Below are 18,572 nucleotides of genomic sequence, written 5' to 3' on the forward strand. Positions count from 1 at the left end.
GACCTGGTTGTGCATCCTGAATTCTCCGTAAACTTAAAGGATTCTGTATGCGAAAGCGAATTGCCTTATATTTTCGGAAGCCAGTCAATTTCAGCACCCGGACAGTATAAAGAAACGCTGAAAACGGTTGAAGGCTGCGACAGCATTATTACTTTAGACCTGGTTGTGCATCCTGAATTTTCCGTAAACTTAAAGGATTCTGTATGCGAAAGCGAATTGCCTTATATTTTCGGAAGCCAGTCAATTTCAGCACCCGGACAGTATAAAGAAACGCTGAAAACGGTTGAAGGCTGCGACAGCATTATTACTTTAGACCTGGTTGTGCATCCTGAATTTTCCGTAAACTTAAAGGATTCTGTTTGCGAAAGCGAATTGCCTTATATTTTCGGAAGCCAGTCAATTTCAGCGCCCGGACAGTATAAAGAAACGCTGAAAACGGTTGAAGGCTGCGACAGCATTATTACTTTAGACCTGGTTGTGCATCCTGAATTTTCCGTAAACTTAAAGGATTCTGTTTGCGAAAGCGAATTGCCTTATATTTTCGGAAGCCAGTCAATTTCAGCGCCCGGACAGTATAAAGAAACGCTGAAAACGGTTGAAGGCTGCGACAGCATTATTACTTTAGACCTGGTTGTGCATCCTGAATTTTCCGTAAACTTAAAGAATTCTGTATGCGAAAGCGAATTGCCTTATATTTTCGGAAGCCAGTCAATTTCAGCACCCGGACAGTATAAAGAAACGCTGAAAACGGTTGAAGGCTGCGACAGTATTATTACTTTAGACCTGGTTGTGCATCCTGAATTCTCCGTAAACTTAAAGGATTCTGTATGCGAAAGCGAATTGCCTTATATTTTCGGAAGCCAGTCAATTTCAGCGCCCGGACAGTATAAAGAAACGCTGAAAACGGTTGAAGGCTGCGACAGTATTATTACTTTAGACCTGGTTGTGCATCCTGAATTTTCTGTAAACTTAAAGGATTCTGTATGCGAAAGCGAATTGCCTTATATTTTCGGAAGCCAGTCAATTTCAGCGCCCGGACAGTATAAAGAAACGCTGAAAACGGTTGAAGGCTGCGACAGTATTATTACTTTAGACCTGGTTGTGCATCCTGAATTTTCTGTAAACTTAAAGGATTCTGTTTGCGAAAGCGAATTGCCTTATGTCTTTGGCAGCCAATTGCTTATTTCTTCTGGCACTTATACCGAAACCTTTACTTCGGCAAGTAGTTGCGACAGCGTGGTTGCACTGGATCTTTGGATTCATAAAAGCTACAATATCAAACTAAATGAAAGCGTTAAACAAACTGAGCTGCCCTATATTTTTGGGGATCAACCGTTATACGAAAGCGGGGACTACACCAATTCATTGTTTACTGCCTTTGGCTGCGACAGCATTATCACTCTTCATCTACTGGTTGAGGATAATATTCCTCCGGTAGTTATCTGTAATGCAATTAATGTTGAATTACTGACAGATGGCACATATACTTTAACAGAAGCTGATAAAAAAGCCATTACACAGGAGACGACTGACAATGTAAGTGCATATGAAGACCTTGATATTCAGGTTTCAACTTCTGTTTTTTCTTGCGAGCATTTAGGAGAGAACACCGTTAAGGTTACGGTAAGTGATACTGCAGGGAATGAGGCAAGTTGCCAAACAACAATTTCGGTGAATATTGGAATTTCTCCTCCAACAATTAACGAAATACCTGATTTAACCATAAACGAAGATGATTCGGTAAGCATTACCTTAAGCGGTATTTCGGGAGGGAATAAGTGCGAAACAAGGAAAGTAAGTATAGAAGCCACTGGTTCCAATACCAACCTAGTTGAAAAACTTTCGGTAAAATACTTTCCATTAGATACTGTAGCAATACTTGATATTGTTTTGATACCAGATCAAAGCGGAACTGACATTATTGTTGTCGAAGTAACAGATACGCTCGGAAATATAACCACTGAAAGTTTTACAATTACTGTAAATACTGTAAACGATCCTCCAACGCTTATTCATGCCATGGAAGACCAGTTAATGGATACGGGAGATACATTAACTGTTTCTATAAACAAGCTGGATGGAAATATTTTTAGTGACATTGACGACAACAGTTTAGCATACGCTTCATCCATGGAAAATGAAGCATTTCCTGACTGGATAACTGAATCAGAAAACGAGGATATTTATAACCTGATCTTTACTCCTTCATCTGCTGATACAGGGTGTTTTAATATCATTGTTGAAACAAGCGACCCCGCCGGAGAAACCGTTACTGATACATTCGAAATTTGTGTTATGTCAGTAGTTGGCATTGATAAACTGGATCGTAATAAGTTTGAAATTAAATTGTATCCTAATCCAAGTAAAGGAACTGTAAACATTGATTTTACTAATCCGCCAACAGGAGAAATCGAATTACTGGTAACCGACATTTTGGGAGGTCAAATACTTTACAAAAGATATCAGAGCAATGAACGGATAGTTTTCGATTTATCCAGGCATATTAGCGGGTCATACCTCGTAATACTAAAAATAAACGAACAACGGATCGTCAGGAAATTGATTCTTGATAAAAAGTAAAGCCGATCCATTTAAAGGCGGGTTTCTTCGGAGATTCGCCTTTTTGCTGCCTTACAAAATTCAATTCAGTTTTTTATACCTTTAAGCAATGATACGATGCGCCAATATCCTTCTTTTTCTTTTTTTCGGCCTAAATGCTATTGCTCAGGAAAATAAACTGTTCATTTCAGACAAAATTGCATTGGAAGAAAGCCGGAGTTTTCGGCTGAAATCATCCTTTATTGAAAGCCAAAACTATTACCTCACCGACTTTGTATATCAACGTATGGTGTGGCAGGTCGATCCGGCAGTACGCTACATTTCCGGGAAAGTAAGCACCCATTTTAAAAGTAAAACAGCGTTGCTGAACACGATCGAATTTGATCTTTCCGATTCGTTAACTGTCGACTCTGTTTTTGTTGGAGACCATAGCGCCCCCTTCACCCACCAGAATAATAAAGTTGAAATTGATTTGCCAGAACCACTTTTGCTCAATCAGCTTGATTCTGCTTCGATTTATTACCATGGAATTCCACCCAAATCAGGATTAGGCTCTTTTGAAACCAGCAGCCACGGAACCGAATTTACACCGGTTTTATGGACACTCTCCCAACCATACGGCGCCAGGGAATGGTGGCCCTGCAAACAATCGCTGGCCGATAAAATCGACTCGATTGATGTGATTGTAACCACACCGGAAAAGTATAAAACAGCAAGTAACGGCATATTGGTTTCTGAACAATTGAACAACACTACCAGAACCATGCACTGGAAACACCGTTTTGCTATTGCCACCTACCTGGTTGCTATTGCCGTTACGGATTATGAGCGCTATTCCGATTATCTGGAAACGGAAAATGGCGACTCCATTGAAATTCTGAATTACGTTTATCCTGAGGATCTTGAAGATGCAAAAGGCAAAACTCCGGTAACTGCCGAAATTATACAACTGTACCAAAATCTGGTTGGAGATTATCCTTTTGCTGCTGAAAAATATGGCCATGCGCAATTTGGCTGGGGAGGCGGCATGGAGCATCAAACCATGAGTTTTATGGGGAATTTTGGCTACGGACTAATTGCCCACGAGCTGGCCCATCAATGGTTTGGCAATTATATAACGCTGGGTTCGTGGCAGGATATTTGGCTGAACGAAGGTTTTGCTACCTACTTAACAGGACTGTCGTACGAAAACATCGAAACCGACTGGTGGCCGGTGTGGAAACAAGTGTATTCCGACCAGGTGAAAGAAGAACCCGATGGCTCTGTTTATGTCAATGATACTACATCAGTTGCCCGCATTTTTAGCAGCCGTTTATCGTACGCAAAAGGCGGCTATTTGCTGCACATGCTACGTTGGGTGATTGGTGATGACGCCTTTTTTCAGGGCCTTAAAAATTATTTCACCGACCCGGCAGTTGCCAATGGTTTTGCCCGCTCGGAATATGTAATAAACCATTTTGAACAGGTAGCCAATACCAGCCTGACTGAGTTCTTTAATGACTGGCTTTATGGTGAAGGATACCCGATTTATACTGCCAGTTTTAAACCGGGAGACGAAGAAAAAACCTTGATAACACTGAGTCAATCCACAACGCACGAATCGGTTGACTTTTTCGAAATGCCTGTGCCAGTGCGTTTATACAATGCCGGCCGAACGGATTCGCTTGATGTAAGACTGAATCACACCAGCAATCAGCAACAATTTTTGGTAAACAGCGGATTCCATGTTGCCGAAGCGGTAATCGATCCTGATCTTTGGCTGATTTCTGCAACGCAGGAAATCGTTGGTGTTCCGGCAGAACTCAAAACTCAAACCATCGCAATTTTCCCTAATCCGGCTACCACTGAAATCAGTTTACGAATTCCTTCGTCGAAAGAAATCACCGGCATCCGTATTTTTGAGATGAACGGCGCGGAAGTAAAACATTTCTCCGTACAACCGGATAAAATAAATATCTCCGACCTTGCCCCAGGAATTTACCTGGTAAAAGCCGAACTGGCCGGCGGAACTTTTCAAGGCCGTTTTATCAAACACTAAATCTACCAGTTAAACTTGATGGTTTGAACCAAATCAGGGTGTAAACTTAACGGCACCGGACTAACACCGGCAACACTTTCAACCAGCTGCTTTTCTTCGTTGGTATAATTCTTTGCCGGAAAAGTAAATTCCACAACCACTTCTGCCACACGTCGCGGATCGGAAGCCATTATTTTGGTAACATCAACCTGTGTTCCTTCAATATCAATTCCGTTATCGCGGGCTTTTATTCCCATAATCGTCATTATACAACTACCCAAAGCCGTTGCCAACAGATCGGTGGGCGAGAAATACTCTCCTTTTCCACGATTGTCAGTCGGCGCATCGGTTATTACTTTATTACCTGATTGCAGGTGCTCATTTTCGGTGCGTAATTCGCCCAGGTAAATGGTTTTTATCGTAGTCATATGAAGTTATTTTGTTTCGCTTAAAGATAAAGCATTTTGAACAATCCTGATTTTACTGCCGTTGATTCGTTCTATTTTCATACATTCGTGTTACGAATATTAAAATTAGTATTACCATGGCCGTTTCCCGATTTGGCGTTTCGTTAGATGAAGAATTGCTTGAGGCACTCGACAAATACGTTGAGGACAATGCTTTTGCCAATCGTTCGCGCGCTATTCGTCACCTTATCGAGAAGAATTTAGTGGAGGAAAAGTGGAAATGCGATAACATTGTGGCCGGAGCCGTTATCATCGTTTTCAACCACGAGAAAAAAGATATACTAAAGAAATCGGCAGAAATTCAATACGAACACAAGGAGTTTATTCTTTCGTCGCAGGGCTTTTATTTAAACGAATTAAATTACATGGAAATTATTGCTGTTAAAGGTCCCTCTCGAAAACTAACAGAAATCTCAGAGCAGCTCATCAGCTTGAAAGGAATCCAGCACGGAAAATTGGTGATGAGCAAAGCCGAATAAAAAATTTTGACCAAATAGTAACACGATTACATTAATACGTAACACAATTAATTATTATAATGCGAATATTTATCTTCAGTTTTTTCATCCTACTCATCACCCAAGGAATTGCCAGTGCACAAATGCACTATGAAACCAACGACACCATTAAAATTAACGAAGTGGTGGTTACCGGAACACAGGTTCAGGTAAACCGCAACAACGTTCCGATGGCCGTTTCGGTTGTTAACCGCACTCAAATTGAGGAAAGCGACGAGTCGGCAATACTACCGATTTTAAATGGCCGCGTGCCGGGATTATTTGTTACCGAGCGTGGTGTAACCGGTTTTGGTGTTGCAGCCGGATCGGCAGGCCAGATTTCAATTCGCGGAATTGGTGGCAGTCCAACCACCGGCGTTTTAATGCTAATTGACGGTCACCCCCAGTTCATGGGAATTATGGGGCATCCACTTCCCGATTCATATGTAGCTTCAGATGTTGAACGCGTGGAGGTAATTCGCGGACCTGCATCGATTCTTTACGGATCGAATGCTATGGGAGGGGTAATCAACATTATCACAAAAAAACAGGATACGGAAGGTTTTAATGGCAATGCCCGCATTTCATACGGATCGTACAACACACAGAAATACATGGGATCTGTGGGTTTCAAAAAGGATAAATTCAGTGTATTTATTTCAGCAAATCACGATCAGACCGATGGCCACCGCCCTAATTCTGATTTCAAAATAACCAACGGATATGTGAAACTGGGTTACCAGATCAGTGACCATTTTAATGCTTCAGCCGATTTTAGTGTAGCTGCTTTTGATGCTTCTGATCCGGGACCTGATACCCTTAATGCATCACCCGGAGAAACAATAGATATTTTGCGTGGTTACGGATCGTTATCACTACGCAATAACTTCGAGAAAGCCTCGGGTGCACTAAAGCTTTTCTACAATTTTGGCGAGCATGAAATTACTGATGGCTTCCACTCCAACGACCATAACTACGGATTAAACCTGTACGAAACCTTTCAACTTTTTACGGGCAACAACCTTACCGCCGGACTTGACCTGATGAATTACGGAGGAGAAGCTGAAAATACCTTAGCCATGGGCGGAAAGGGGCTCACCTTTGCCGACACCACCATTACCGAAATTGGTGCCTACCTGTTTTCGCAACAAAGTATTGGCGAAAAACTAATTATCAACGCCGGTCTTCGTTACCATAACCACAGCGAGTATGGTTCAGTTTGGATTCCATCCATAGGTTTTTCCAATTCATTTTCGCCCTCCACTACATGGAAAGGAACCATTTCAAAAGGCTTTAGAAGCCCTACAATGCGCGAACTGTTTATGTGGGGACCAAATCCCAACCTCAACCCGGAATCGATCTGGAATTACGAAACAGGCATCATACAGGCCTTTTTCGATCGTAGAATGCAGGTAGAACTTACGGCCTTTTTGGTGAAAGGCGACAATCTGATTGTTAATACGGGCCAGCCAAACGGCTATCAGAATACCGGGGAAGTTTCGAATAAAGGAATCGAGTTCTCGCTGGATGCATCGCCAACAAAACAACTCACATTGAATGCAACATACAGTTATATCAACATGAAAAATCCGGTTTATGCCACGCCCGAACATCACCTTTTCGTCAATGCATCATACCGCATAAAGAAACTGCTGCTGGTGGCCAATATGCAACACATTTCGGGACTGGATAACGACCCAACGCCGGTTACCAACCAGGAAAGCTATTCTTTATTAAATGCCAAGGCCAGCTACAGTCTGACGAAGAATGTAAAACTTTATGTTAGTGCAGAAAACCTGTTGAGTACGAATTATGCGGTTAACCGTTATTATACTATGCCTGAAATTACCGTATTTGGCGGGTTGAGTTTAATGTTCTGAAAAGAGAATTTGAGAAAAATCGTAGAGTCAGATTTTATTCCTGAATACTGCGACCGCCACCTAAATCGTCGCGGAAAGAAGTTCTAACGCAACGGAAGCCGATATACGATTTTGCGGTGTCCTGGTACTCAAAGCTACGTGTACCCGACTGTATGAAATAAGCAATGTCTTTCCACGATCCTCCGCGTACAACCTTTCGTTTCATTACGGCCGGATCGTCGGGCCGGGCATTGTACTGAATTTCCGGATTATAATCATCGATAGCCTCGTAGCCGGCTTCAAAAAAAGCTGTTGAAGTCCATTCGGCCACATTACCGGCCATGTCGTAAACGCCATACGGGTTTGGATCGAATAGCCCCACTTTCATAGTTGTTGTGGTAGTGGGACTATCGGCCACATAGTTTCCACGCAACGGCTTAAAATTGGCCACAAAACACCCGCTTACATTTCGGGTATAATAACTTCCCCAGGGGTACATCGTATTGTGCATACCTCCCCGCGCCGCAATCTCCCATTCACTTTCGGTTGGCAGGCGGTATTCATGTGCCGGCGCTTCTGCTGAATGACTGAAGGCAAAATCTCTTAAATTATTACGCCAGTTACAAAATGCCCGTGCCTGGTTCCAGGTTACTCCAACAACCGGATAATCATCGAATCCAACGTGCGAAAAATATTTAATTGTAAATGGTTCATTGTAGGTGTAAGCAAAATCCCGTATCCAACATAAGGTGTCGGGATAAACAGGCACCGATTCATGCATCAAAAATGAGCTACGGTTTTCAATCGGCACCACCTCGCCATCTGAGTTTACAACAGAACCTTCATAACGTTGCGTTTCGTAATTGTACGCATTGCTGCGCTTTGCGGCTTGTTTATAGTCAACCCAGTAATATTCGTAAACCAATTTACGCGTATCAATTTCCTTTTTATAGCCAAAACGCTCATATTCCGGAACATACAATTCTTCCATGGCCATTTGATATTCCGGGTCGTCCCATTCAATTCGTTCGTCCCAGTTTATTTTGGGTTCTTCCAACGGGGCACCGTATTTATCTTCAGTTATCAGGAAATCGGTATAAGTTTGCCCAAGAAGTTCGCGTGCTTTTTTATCGCGTACCCAATATACAAACTGCCGATACTCATCGTTGGTAATTTCAGTATCGTCAATCCAGAAGGCCTCTGATGACACAGTCCGGTTTTGTGTTATGGCGTATAACTGATCATCATTTGGCCCGAGGTTGTAGGCACCTCTTGGCACATAAACCATTCCGTAGGGTGTAGGTTCAAACCATTTTTCACTTGTTCCTTTACCCAATTTTAGGTATTTGTTGCTTTCGTTCCTGCACGAGGCAAACAAAAGCGCCAGTATAAACAAGTATGTTATGGCTTTTCTCATCAATTACTATTGGATGCTACATTTCTAAACGCCTTATCAGTTTTAAAATTGTTTCAAAAAAAAGCCTTATGACAACATAAGGCTTTTTTTATGCTGGTTAACGCATTAATATTCCCAAAGATCTTGTTCGTAGTTGAAAATCTCGTCTTCAATTCGTTTTGATTCCAACATCGCATCTTTACCTACCAGGTATGAACTGATTTCGCGATTGTTGTAAATATTCGATTCCTGCACGATATAACTGTTAAACATACGTTTTATAAACAGGTCGTCGAACGATTGCTGACGAGCTTCGTTGTACGGATTTTGAACCACGTTGGTTGCCAACAACGGACGTGCTTCAGGATAATAAATCCAAAATACTTTTTGCCGCTGTGGTTGTCCTGATGTATCGCCTTCGCGCATGTATTCGCGAATTGGGCAGATACCAAGAATACGCACGTTTAAGGTTGATGTTTGCTTATCAAAATACCATTGTTCTTTAAGCATGTATTGTTTGATTTCGGTTGGGCGAATTTCGCCCTGAACCTGAACTTGTGTCCGTTCACCGGTATCAAAGTCAATTTTCTCCTCAGTACGGGCTTCCGCACCAAACCTTGCTTTTACCTGTGCAAAGCTCATCGGGATTTTAAAATCATCATCGGCCTGTGCATCGTACGGCGTAATCTGACCACTTTCAATTCCCTTAAGCAGTAACGAGATCAGGTTACTACGGTCGGCAATGGGTATTGTCGGATAATAAAGCGGAATATTCATTTTCTCGCGTAAATCGATAACACGCCACAAGGTCTTCTGCCAGAAAACATCAGCTTCGCGAACCGGAACCAATGGCATTGGTTTTTTCTCGTAAATATCGTTTTGTTTATAGGCTCCGTTTACAATTTGGGCATCGGCACTTTTATGCATAATGCCTAACGCAAAAACAACTATTCCTATATAAACAACTATCTTCTTCATAACTACCTATTTTATTTTGAATGATATTGGGTCGAGATCCCTTGTTGTTCCGTCATCTCCAACAGCCTTAATATCTCCGATATAAACTATACTATTTACATTTACATTTCTCAGCGCATTTTTTTGTTCAGTCGTAAAACGATTCGAACTGGCCGGATAACGGTTGGTGTATCCTCCGCTTGTTGTTTCCATTGTAAACTGGGTAACTCTGTAACCAAATTCAAAATCGAAATCCTCAAGTACAGCTAAAACACCATCCTGTATCTGTAAAACCTCTTTACGAATTTCGCCGCCCGACTGACCATTAATTTGTGCTACCGGATCGGGAACACGTTTTACACGCCATTCGGTTGTACCAATCAAACGTCGGCTTCCGTTAATTGTTGCGTAAACACTAACTTTAGTATTACGCCCCATTTCATCTAAGTCAGTCGGTTCAACAACATACGCTTCGCCTTGTTTTGAAACCTTACCATTGGTCATTTGAACTTCGAGATCTTCATTCGGAATAGCTCCGCCCCCCACATCAAACGGGTTTTTCAGACCTTTGTAGAACACGTTCATTTTGGTAGCCGACATGGTTACTGTTGGCTCCGACACCTGGTATTCCTGCTCAAACGGATAGCTTTTAATAATACCTCCCGGCGTTTTGTATTTTATTAAACCGCTCCAGGTAAACTTTCCTGCCTGGCTGGTATTCCCGATATAGGTTGCCTTACCATCTTTAACTTCAACCTCATTTCCATTGATAAGGATAACAGGTTGTTGTGTAGTATCTTCTGCAGCTAGAAAAACTTCAGCTTTATATTCGTCGCCCATCAGTACTACATTCGAATTGGCAATAACGCGGGCTCCCAAACGGTTAAATTTAAATGAGCCTTCATCAATTTCAGCATACAAATATTTTGCTACTGATGCTTCAGAGTTTTTAACATCAATCTGAATTTTTGAAAGCAAGGTCATTACCGCAATTAAAGGCTTATCTTCAAAGTGCTCCGATTCCCATGTTTTATAGTTACCTTCTCCTTTCGAACCTTTATCCGGATCTGCAGTTTTAAGCTCGCTTTTAATCAGCTCGCGTAGTTCATTGTCATCCTCGTTTACCAATGAAGAAAGAAACTCACGATATTCGATAACGGCGTTTTTAAGATCGTTTGCTCTTTTCTGGGTAATCAGTAATTCCGACGGGCCGTTCATATCATCTTTCTTAGCAACCTCCACAACCGATCCATCTAGTTTTGTATGATAATAACCTTCTTCATACATCGGGTTATCTTCATTTACCGGTTTTTCGCCGGAGTAAGCAACAACTTCGTCTTTTAATGCCCCAACGTAGTTTATTATTTCTTCCGATTTATTCTGTAGTTGATCTGCTTTATCTTTCCATTCCTGAACTTTGGTTGGATTTTCGATATAAGCTTGCTCAAACGATGAATAGATCTGTGCATTCTGCATGTCCACTGCCTCGAGCGTTTGCAGCAAACTACTGTCAACCACACGAAACGCTTCAAGTACCTCAGCCGCAACGTTAAGTGCCAACATTGCGGTAAGTACAATGTACATCAGATTTATCATTTTTTGCCTCGGTGTTTCCGGACAATACTTTGCACCCATAAGCCAGGACTTTATTTTTTATAGCTCATTGCACCCAACATGTTGCCATAAATGGTATTTAAGGCTTCCAGGTTTTTATTGAGTGATTCAGCATTTTCTTTATACTTTTTCAATTCATCAACCGAAGAGGTCAGGATGCTGTTCATTTCTGCCAGATCCTGGTTAAACTTTTGGTTGGCTTTAAATTGCCCCTGAGTTTCTTTCAGTTGGTTTTCGAAATTGCTGTTCAGGCTATCTAAATTTTTATTTAGTCTTTCCAGGTTCCCCGAATATTGTTTTGAACTGCTTCCAATATTCTCCAATTCACCCGAAATAATATCGGATGATTTTTGATAAACGACAGAAAGATTTTTTCCGGTTTCAGAAAGTTTTGTGGCTGCAACCGAGTATGAATCGAGTAAGGTATCTACCGAGCTATTGATTGATTCGTTTGCCTTGTTGTTAATTTGAGCAAAAGAATTCATCGACTCGGAAGCCGACCCCAGGTTTTTAACGTACATATCGGTAGCAAGTGTAGCCGAAGATATGTCGCTTATTCCCTTGGCGGTGTTACTTAATTCGGCTAATCCTTTTCCAACACGGTCCATCAGTTCCGGAGTAAGCTCTGAGCTGCCAAAAATTGTTTCCAAACCAGTACTTTTATTGGTGGTTCTTAACTCTTTTACTTCCTCAAGCTCATAGTCTTCGTTTAATTCAGGATACACCTTATCCCACTCAGGAATACTGATTGGAGGCTCGAATGCTGAGAGGAAAAAAATAAATGCCTCTGTAAGCAAACCTACGGTTAGTAACTCGCTGGAGCCTTTCCAGTGTTCAAGTTTGAACAAGGCACCAACCATAACGACTGCTGCCCCCCATCCATAAACATACCCCATGAATGTTTTCCAGCGCTTAGTTTTAAAAAGTTCTCCCAGATTCATATCGTTTGGTATAAAGTTTTGTTTAATTACTAAAATTCTTCGCCAAATGTAGAGCGAACGCATCGGAAACCAACGTACGATTTAGTCGTATCCTGATATTCGTAATTACGTGCAGAAACCTGCACAAATTGTGAGATATCTTTCCACGAACCTCCTCTGATCACTTTACGTTTCATTACAGCGGGATCATCCTTGCGGGCATTGTATGTAAAAGTTGGGTTTAAATCACTGAAATAATTGTAACCGGCTTCGTCGTATGCGGTGCTTGTCCATTCAGCTACGTTACCGGCCATATCGTATAATCCGTATTCATTCGGATCGTAACTTCCTACTTTTATGGTTGCAATCGAGCCATCTTCCACATAGTTTCCGCGAAGTGGCTTAAAGTTGGCTAAAAATACACCATCCTCATCGCGGGTATAATAACCTCCCCAAGGGTACATCGAGAAATCTTTACCACCACGGGCAGCGTATTCCCACTCCACTTCGGTTGGCAAACGGTAAGCCATTAATGTTGGTTCTCCTCTTTCCGACAGGTAATCCGACTGAATTTTTGTGCGCCAGTTACAGAATGCATTTACCTGTTTCCAGGTTACACCTACAACAGGATAGTCGTCGAATCCGGGATGCCAGAAATAACGTGTTGCCAAGGGCTCGTTGTACGAATAGGTAAAGTCTCTGATCCAGCAAAGCGTATCAGGATAGACATGAACCTGATCCTGCATCATAAACGAAGAACGGTTCTCGATAGGAACCAAATCGCCTTCCTCGTTGTACACATTACCTTCGTAGCGTTGTGTTTCGTAGTTATAACTGTTACTTCTTTTGGCTGCCTGATCCAGGTCAACCCACCAGTATTCGTAAACCAGTTTACGGGTATCTATTTCTTTTTTACCAAAGAAACGCTCGTTTTCAGGCAAGTAAAGATCTTCCATTGCCATTTGCATATCAGGGTCTTCCCAGTCAATTTTCTCGTCCCAGTTGATTTGTGGAGGATCGATAATATTCCCTCTCCTGTCTTCAGTAATCATGAATTCAGGATACTGGTCGCCTAGCATTTGACGTGCCATCGATTCTTTTACCCATTCTACAAACTGTCGGTATTCGTTATTGGTAATTTCGGTGTCGTCCATCCAAAAGGGTTCTTGCGATACCGTTTTTGTTGGAACACCTGCCCTACTTGCGTCCTCATCGCTAGGCCCAATATTGAAACTTCCTCTGCGAACATATACCATTCCCAGGGGCTGGGTTTCTTTAAATCGCTGCCTTCTTTCTACTCCTGTTAGCTCTCCGTTTCCTCCCCCGCCACCACCAAAGCAGCCGGCAAAACTAAGTGCAATCAAGAACAAGGTTGCAATAGAAAGTAGTTTTTTCATAATGTGTCTTTTATACTTTACGAGCTCTGATTAGTTGCTAAAAATAAGTAGAAACAATGAAATAATAAAATATTAAATTCTGTTCCTATTCGTATTCTCACTAAACATATTTTACAAAAATCTAATACTCTTGTATTTCTGATTACGATTTCTCTCTAAATCAAGCGAATAACTTACAAAAAATTCATTCGAAGCAAAGCCGTTACTTTTTAGTGCAGACGTTACCAAATCGAACGAATATCCTATTCGCATTCCGTTAAACAGTTCCATTCCCATAAGTAAAGCTACCGCGTCCTGAACTCTGTAGGATATTCCTCCCCAGAATTTATCGTTATAAACCACGTTTGCATTCAAGTCCATTTGCCACGAAGCCAAGTCGGATTTCAGCAAGAACGACGGCCGCACCTCAAATAACGGATCGGATAGCTTAATATTGTATCCGCCAGTTAAATAATAGTGACGCGTGAGAAAATCAACCGCTACATCGTCGTACTTTACTTCTCCCTGGTTGATATGCGTTACCGAAAATCCGGCGTAATATTTATTGGTGTACAAGTACGCACCAAAACCTACATCGAAAGTAATCTGGCTTGACTCTTCATTTGGTACCGATGGATCTGATTCAGGCTGCGTAAACATATCTCCTTGCGGCACTTCCCACTCCGGATTGATATTGAAATTATAAATTCCGGGTGAGATACCCAGCCCCAGCGTTCCCAATGCGGTTGTTACTTTATATGAATAATTAAAATTCACCCATGTATTGCGGTAAAATCCTTGCTCATCGCTAATTACATTTATTCCAATTCCACCGGCAGAACCTAAAGCATTAATTGCTGCATCAACACTAAAAACCAGTGTTTTCGGAGCTCCTTCGAATCCCGCCCACTGATAACGATTGAGTAAAATGCCGCTAATTGTGTTTTCGGCACCTGCATACCCCGGGTTTACACCTAATTTGTAAAACATATTGTTGGTGTACTGAGGATCTTGCTGACCGTACGTAACTAGTGTAACCGACATTATAACAAATAAAAAAGATACAGCCTTTCTCATACTTCTCTTTTCATAGGGCAATTTAGCCTTTTCTCTGCTGCAGCAAAGAAACAATTTTCAGTTGTTTGTAACAATCAACTGTTAACAAGGTATGCAAAGAACGGTTATTAAGAGCTATTATTTTGCTATTTCGTCGGTTTTTTGAACATATTTCAACCAAAGCTCAGGTATTTCGTTGCCACTGGCCACTTCGTAATCTTTTTCTGAACAGGCAAAATATCTGGTTTCGTTGTTTAGGGCCTGCACTTGTACCCACCATTGCCCGGTAGTGTCGTTTTTGTAAAATACAAGCGGTGCAGAAAGCTCGGGTATTTCAACACTGTAAACCGAGAAACCATCGCCCTGCTCCGGTTTTCGTTTGTCCCGAATCAGGTAGCCCCGCACAAAATACCATACCAGCTGTGCTGCCAGATTCAACGACAATTCTTCCGGCTCCTCACCGATATTTAACCCGAACAAGCCAAATACTTTCATTCGGTTACTTGCTCCGGCGTACTTCATTAACTGGCAAGCTTCGTCGGCATATAAACCATTCGGGAGATTGAGGCTATTCGGTGCTTCCGAGCACTTTAAAGCAGCCATATCGAAGGTTAAAAAGTCGCTGTTTCGAAGAACCGGCTCGGCATCGGCAATATTATCACGAAGTTTCCCCAGTCGCAGATGCGCTCCAATACCTTTGGTTTTTTCGAAATAAATATCGGGCACAAAATGACTTTGATAGGCCAGCAAATTAAACTGAAACAGATCGGGCAAGGCTTTAAAAACCTGCGACAAGTAGTTTGTTGAACTTAGCGACTCCACACCTTTTTTCACATCCAAAAAGGCATCGATGGCACTAAACGAAAAAAACGGATTCGACCGGAAAGCCTGACAAATGCCGTAGCTGTAATCCTGGCTTCCGCCAAATACAATGGTAACAATATCCAGTTCGCTCAGGTAATCCACCACATCGCGTAACGCCAGGTAATTCCCTTTGTGGCTGGTTGACGCTTTCAGGTTGCCCAGATCGATAATATTGAGTTTCCCAACGCCGGCCAAACCGTAAAATGCTTTACGCAATTTATCGGGTGTCGCTGTTCGTTTAAAATCATCATGTTCACTGTTAAAGGGAACACCAACAATAGCCAGCTCAATGTTTTTCAAACGGCCTTCCTGCAATTTAACGGTGTTCTTTTCAATGGTGGCACCCATCGAATATTTCCAGGCGAAAGGCACCTCATCAACATACTGCGAAAAATCAACCGCATCGAAGTAGGGAAACAGATTCATTTTTTTGCTTTAAAAATAAAGGCAAATGATTAAATCACCTGCCTTTATTCTTTATTTTTTTCTACCGCGCCGGCTTTTAGGTTCCGGAGCCGTCTCGATGATCTTCATACAATCTTCAAAACTTAGCTCCTCGGCCTTAGTCGTTTTTGGTATTTTATAATTTTTCTTACCATGCTTTATGTAAGGCCCCCATCGGCCGTTAAGTACCTGGAGTTCTGCATCTTCTTCAAATATTTTAATAACAGCTTTCCGGTCTTTTTCACGTTTTGCTTCAATCAATTCAATGGCTCTGTCGAGCTGCACCGAATACGGATCGTCTTCTTTTCCGAGCGAAACAAATTTATTGTCGTGGCGCACATACGGTCCAAAACGACCGATGGCAACAGTTACCTTTTTGCCTTCGTATTCGCCTAATTCGCGTGGCAATTTAAACAGGTCGAGTGCTTCTTCCAGGGTAATTGTTTCGATATGCTGACCGGTACGTAAGCTTGAAAACTGTGGCTTTTCAGCTCCTTCTTCCTGCGATGCTTCACCCAGTTGAGCCAAAGGACCAAAACGGCCAATCTTAACCGATACCTCTTTGCCGGTTTTCGGATCGATACCCAAAATACGTTCTCCTTTCGAACGCTCGGCATTTTCAAGGGCGTGTTCTACTTTGCCATGAAACGGCTGATAAAACTTATCAATCATTTCATTCCAAACCATCTTTCCGTCGGCAATATCATCAAATTCCTTCTCCACATCTGCGGTAAAATTGTAGTCCATAATCTGATCAAAATTGTCCATCAGAAAATCGTTAACCACAATACCAATGTCGGTTGGGAACAGTTTATTTTTCTCAGCACCGGTGATCTCGGTCTTTTCTTCCTCTTTAATTTCTCCGTTCTCCAAAGTAAGAACAGTATAGCTGCGTTCTACACCAGGGCGTTCCTCTTTTACCACATAATTTCGGTTTTGAACCGTTGTAATGGTTGGCGCGTAAGTTGACGGACGACCAATTCCCAACTCCTCCAGGCGTTTTACCAGCGAGGCTTCGGTAAATCGTGGCGGACGTTGTGAAAAACGCTGGGTTGATACAACAGACGTCATCTCAAGCGGATCGTTCACATGCACCGGCGGAATTAGCGTTTGTCCATTTGCGTTGGCATTTTCATCGTCGGTTGACTCAATATAAACTTTCAGAAAACCGTCAAAAACAATCACCTCGCCGGTTGCCTGAAATTTCTCCGCAGCATTCGACACATCGATGGTAACATTGGTGCGCTCTAAAATAGCATCGGCCATTTGCGAAGCGATGGTACGTTTCCAGATCAATTCGTACAAACGCTGCTCCTGCGAAGATCCGGCCACCGTTTGGTTCTCCATATAAGTTGGACGAATGGCCTCGTGCGCTTCCTGTGCACCTTTTGCTTTGGTTTTAAATTTCCTGATCTTCACATAATTCTCGCCATGAAGCTCAGTGATTTTTTGTTTCGAAGTATTTAATGCCAGTCCCGACAGATTTACCGAGTCGGTACGCATATAGGTAATTTTACCACTTTCATACAAACGCTGTGCAACGGCCATGGTTTGTGATACCGAGAATCCCAGCTTTCTACTGGCCTCCTGTTGTAATGTTGAGGTAGTAAATGGTTGTGCCGGCGATCGTTTACCCGGTTTTTTCACCACATCGCTTACTTTAAATTCCGCGGTTTTGCACTTTTCGAGGAAAGCGTTGGCCTCATCGCGGGTTTTAAAACGTTTTGAAAGTTCGGCTTTTAATTCGGTGGTATTTCCATTTTCGTCGGACACCAGGAAGTATCCGTTTACACGAAACCAGGTTTCCGATTTAAAATCGCGGATTTCGCGTTCGCGCTCAACAATCAGGCGAACCGCTACCGACTGCACACGACCGGCACTTAACGATGGTTTTACCTTTTTCCATAAAACCGGCGACACCTCGAACCCCACAATACGATCTAACACACGGCGGGCCTGCTGCGCATTTACCAAATGCTGGTCAATATCGCGCGGATTTTTAACCGCACGTGTAATGGCATCCTTGGTAATTTCGTGAAAAACGATTCGTTTTATTTTATCATCTTTCAGCTTCAATACCTCTTTCAGGTGCCAGGCTATAGCTTCTCCCTCGCGGTCCTCATCGGAAGCGAGCCAAACCGTTTCGGCCTCCTTCGCTAACTTTTTCAGTTCTGTTACTATCTTCTTCTTATCCGAAGAAACTTTGTATCTGGGCTGATAATTATTCTCAATATCAATCCCGAAGTCTTTCTTTTCCAAGTCTCTAACGTGCCCCATACTTGAGGTTACCACGTAGCCATCACCAAGAAATCCTTCAATTGTTTTCGCCTTTGCAGGGGACTCGACTATAACCAGGTTTTTGTGCATATTCGTTCTAATCCGTTCTAAAAATTCTGCAAATTAAAGAAAATGATGAGCTAAGTTCAAAATTTAATGCGCTATTTTTTCATTTTCTATTTAATTGAAAATGACGATTTTATTTTTTAAAAAATAAAATATTCTCCAATTTCAGGGCGTTATTTAGGTGGTTCCCATAACAGAATCGT

At 42.1% G+C, this 18,572-nt stretch carries 13 protein-coding genes; 4 read left to right on the forward strand and 9 right to left on the reverse strand.

The window, feature by feature from the left end:
- Both BMW53_RS02800 and BMW53_RS02805 read left to right on the forward strand, forming a co-directional pair.
- On the forward strand, positions 1–2,580 hold a 2,580-nt coding region (locus BMW53_RS02800), incomplete at its 5' end, for a T9SS type A sorting domain-containing protein (protein ID WP_139178008.1).
- Between the two features lie 88 nt (positions 2,581–2,668).
- Positions 2,669–4,597: a M1 family metallopeptidase gene (locus tag BMW53_RS02805; RefSeq protein WP_038557089.1), complete on the forward strand. Its 1,929-nt coding sequence runs from the start codon at positions 2,669–2,671 to the stop codon at positions 4,595–4,597.
- Between the two features lie 2 nt (positions 4,598–4,599).
- On the opposite strand, the gene BMW53_RS02810 is transcribed toward BMW53_RS02805, so the two are convergent.
- The gene (locus BMW53_RS02810; protein ID WP_038557091.1) at positions 4,600–5,004 is read right to left on the reverse strand and encodes an OsmC family protein; all 405 of its coding nucleotides are present in this window, start codon (positions 5,002–5,004) and stop codon (positions 4,600–4,602) included.
- Positions 5,005–5,120: 116 nt separating this feature from the next.
- Here BMW53_RS02810 and nikR point away from each other — a divergent pair, with 116 nt between their 5' ends.
- A complete protein-coding gene (gene nikR / locus BMW53_RS02815) occupies positions 5,121–5,522 on the forward strand; it encodes a nickel-responsive transcriptional regulator NikR (RefSeq protein ID WP_038557093.1) in 402 nt (133 codons plus the stop codon).
- A 59-nt stretch (positions 5,523–5,581) separates the two neighbouring features.
- Entirely contained in the window at positions 5,582–7,420 is a 1,839-nt protein-coding gene (locus BMW53_RS02820; RefSeq protein ID WP_038557095.1) for a TonB-dependent receptor, read from the forward strand.
- Positions 7,421–7,454: 34 nt separating this feature from the next.
- On the opposite strand, the gene porK (BMW53_RS02825) is transcribed toward BMW53_RS02820, so the two are convergent.
- From porK (BMW53_RS02825) to topA, 8 genes are all read right to left on the reverse strand, one after another.
- On the reverse strand, positions 7,455–8,816 hold the full coding sequence (porK, locus tag BMW53_RS02825; RefSeq protein WP_051567690.1) for a T9SS ring complex lipoprotein PorK/GldK: 1,362 nt from the start codon (positions 8,814–8,816) through the stop codon (positions 7,455–7,457).
- Positions 8,817–8,921: 105 nt separating this feature from the next.
- Entirely contained in the window at positions 8,922–9,773 is an 852-nt protein-coding gene (gene porN, locus BMW53_RS02830) for a type IX secretion system ring subunit PorN/GldN (RefSeq protein WP_038557097.1), read from the reverse strand.
- A 6-nt stretch (positions 9,774–9,779) separates the two neighbouring features.
- Positions 9,780–11,387 (reverse strand): type IX secretion system motor protein PorM/GldM, encoded by a 1,608-nt coding sequence (gene porM, locus BMW53_RS02835; RefSeq protein WP_081804792.1) that lies wholly within the window; start codon positions 11,385–11,387, stop codon positions 9,780–9,782.
- Between the two features lie 11 nt (positions 11,388–11,398).
- Entirely contained in the window at positions 11,399–12,307 is a 909-nt protein-coding gene (porL, locus tag BMW53_RS02840) for a type IX secretion system motor protein PorL/GldL (RefSeq protein WP_051567692.1), read from the reverse strand.
- Between the two features lie 29 nt (positions 12,308–12,336).
- Positions 12,337–13,683, reverse strand: a complete 1,347-nt coding sequence (gene porK / locus BMW53_RS02845; protein WP_038557101.1) for a T9SS ring complex lipoprotein PorK/GldK — start codon at positions 13,681–13,683, stop codon at positions 12,337–12,339.
- A 111-nt stretch (positions 13,684–13,794) separates the two neighbouring features.
- Entirely contained in the window at positions 13,795–14,739 is a 945-nt protein-coding gene (locus BMW53_RS02850; protein ID WP_074780195.1) for a PorP/SprF family type IX secretion system membrane protein, read from the reverse strand.
- A gap of 117 nt (positions 14,740–14,856) precedes the next feature.
- A complete protein-coding gene (locus BMW53_RS02855; RefSeq protein ID WP_038557103.1) occupies positions 14,857–16,008 on the reverse strand; it encodes an arginase family protein in 1,152 nt (383 codons plus the stop codon).
- A 51-nt stretch (positions 16,009–16,059) separates the two neighbouring features.
- Positions 16,060–18,393, reverse strand: coding sequence for a type I DNA topoisomerase (gene topA, locus BMW53_RS02860; RefSeq protein WP_038557105.1), 2,334 nt, complete (start codon positions 18,391–18,393; stop codon positions 16,060–16,062).
- Positions 18,394–18,572: the final 179 nt, after the last annotated feature.

The organism is Draconibacterium orientale, assembly GCF_900111425.1.
In the GTDB taxonomy this organism is placed as follows: domain Bacteria; phylum Bacteroidota; class Bacteroidia; order Bacteroidales; family Prolixibacteraceae; genus Draconibacterium; species Draconibacterium orientale.

Bases quoted from the DNA above. Each gene is read 5' to 3' on its own strand.
- BMW53_RS02810 (WP_038557091.1), bottom strand. From the start codon at position 5,004: ATGACTACGATAAAAACCATTTACCTGGGCGAATTACGCACCGAAAAT.
- porK (WP_038557101.1), bottom strand. From the start codon at position 13,683: ATGAAAAAACTACTTTCTATTGCAACCTTGTTCTTGATTGCACTTAGT.
- porK (WP_051567690.1), bottom strand. From the start codon at position 8,816: ATGAGAAAAGCCATAACATACTTGTTTATACTGGCGCTTTTGTTTGCC.
- BMW53_RS02805 (WP_038557089.1), top strand. From the start codon at position 2,669: ATGATACGATGCGCCAATATCCTTCTTTTTCTTTTTTTCGGCCTAAAT.
- porM (WP_081804792.1), bottom strand. From the start codon at position 11,387: ATGGGTGCAAAGTATTGTCCGGAAACACCGAGGCAAAAAATGATAAAT.
- BMW53_RS02850 (WP_074780195.1), bottom strand. From the start codon at position 14,739: ATGAGAAAGGCTGTATCTTTTTTATTTGTTATAATGTCGGTTACACTA.
- nikR (WP_038557093.1), top strand. From the start codon at position 5,121: ATGGCCGTTTCCCGATTTGGCGTTTCGTTAGATGAAGAATTGCTTGAG.
- BMW53_RS02820 (WP_038557095.1), top strand. From the start codon at position 5,582: ATGCGAATATTTATCTTCAGTTTTTTCATCCTACTCATCACCCAAGGA.
- BMW53_RS02855 (WP_038557103.1), bottom strand. From the start codon at position 16,008: ATGAATCTGTTTCCCTACTTCGATGCGGTTGATTTTTCGCAGTATGTT.
- topA (WP_038557105.1), bottom strand. From the start codon at position 18,393: ATGCACAAAAACCTGGTTATAGTCGAGTCCCCTGCAAAGGCGAAAACA.
- porL (WP_051567692.1), bottom strand. From the start codon at position 12,307: ATGAATCTGGGAGAACTTTTTAAAACTAAGCGCTGGAAAACATTCATG.
- porN (WP_038557097.1), bottom strand. From the start codon at position 9,773: ATGAAGAAGATAGTTGTTTATATAGGAATAGTTGTTTTTGCGTTAGGC.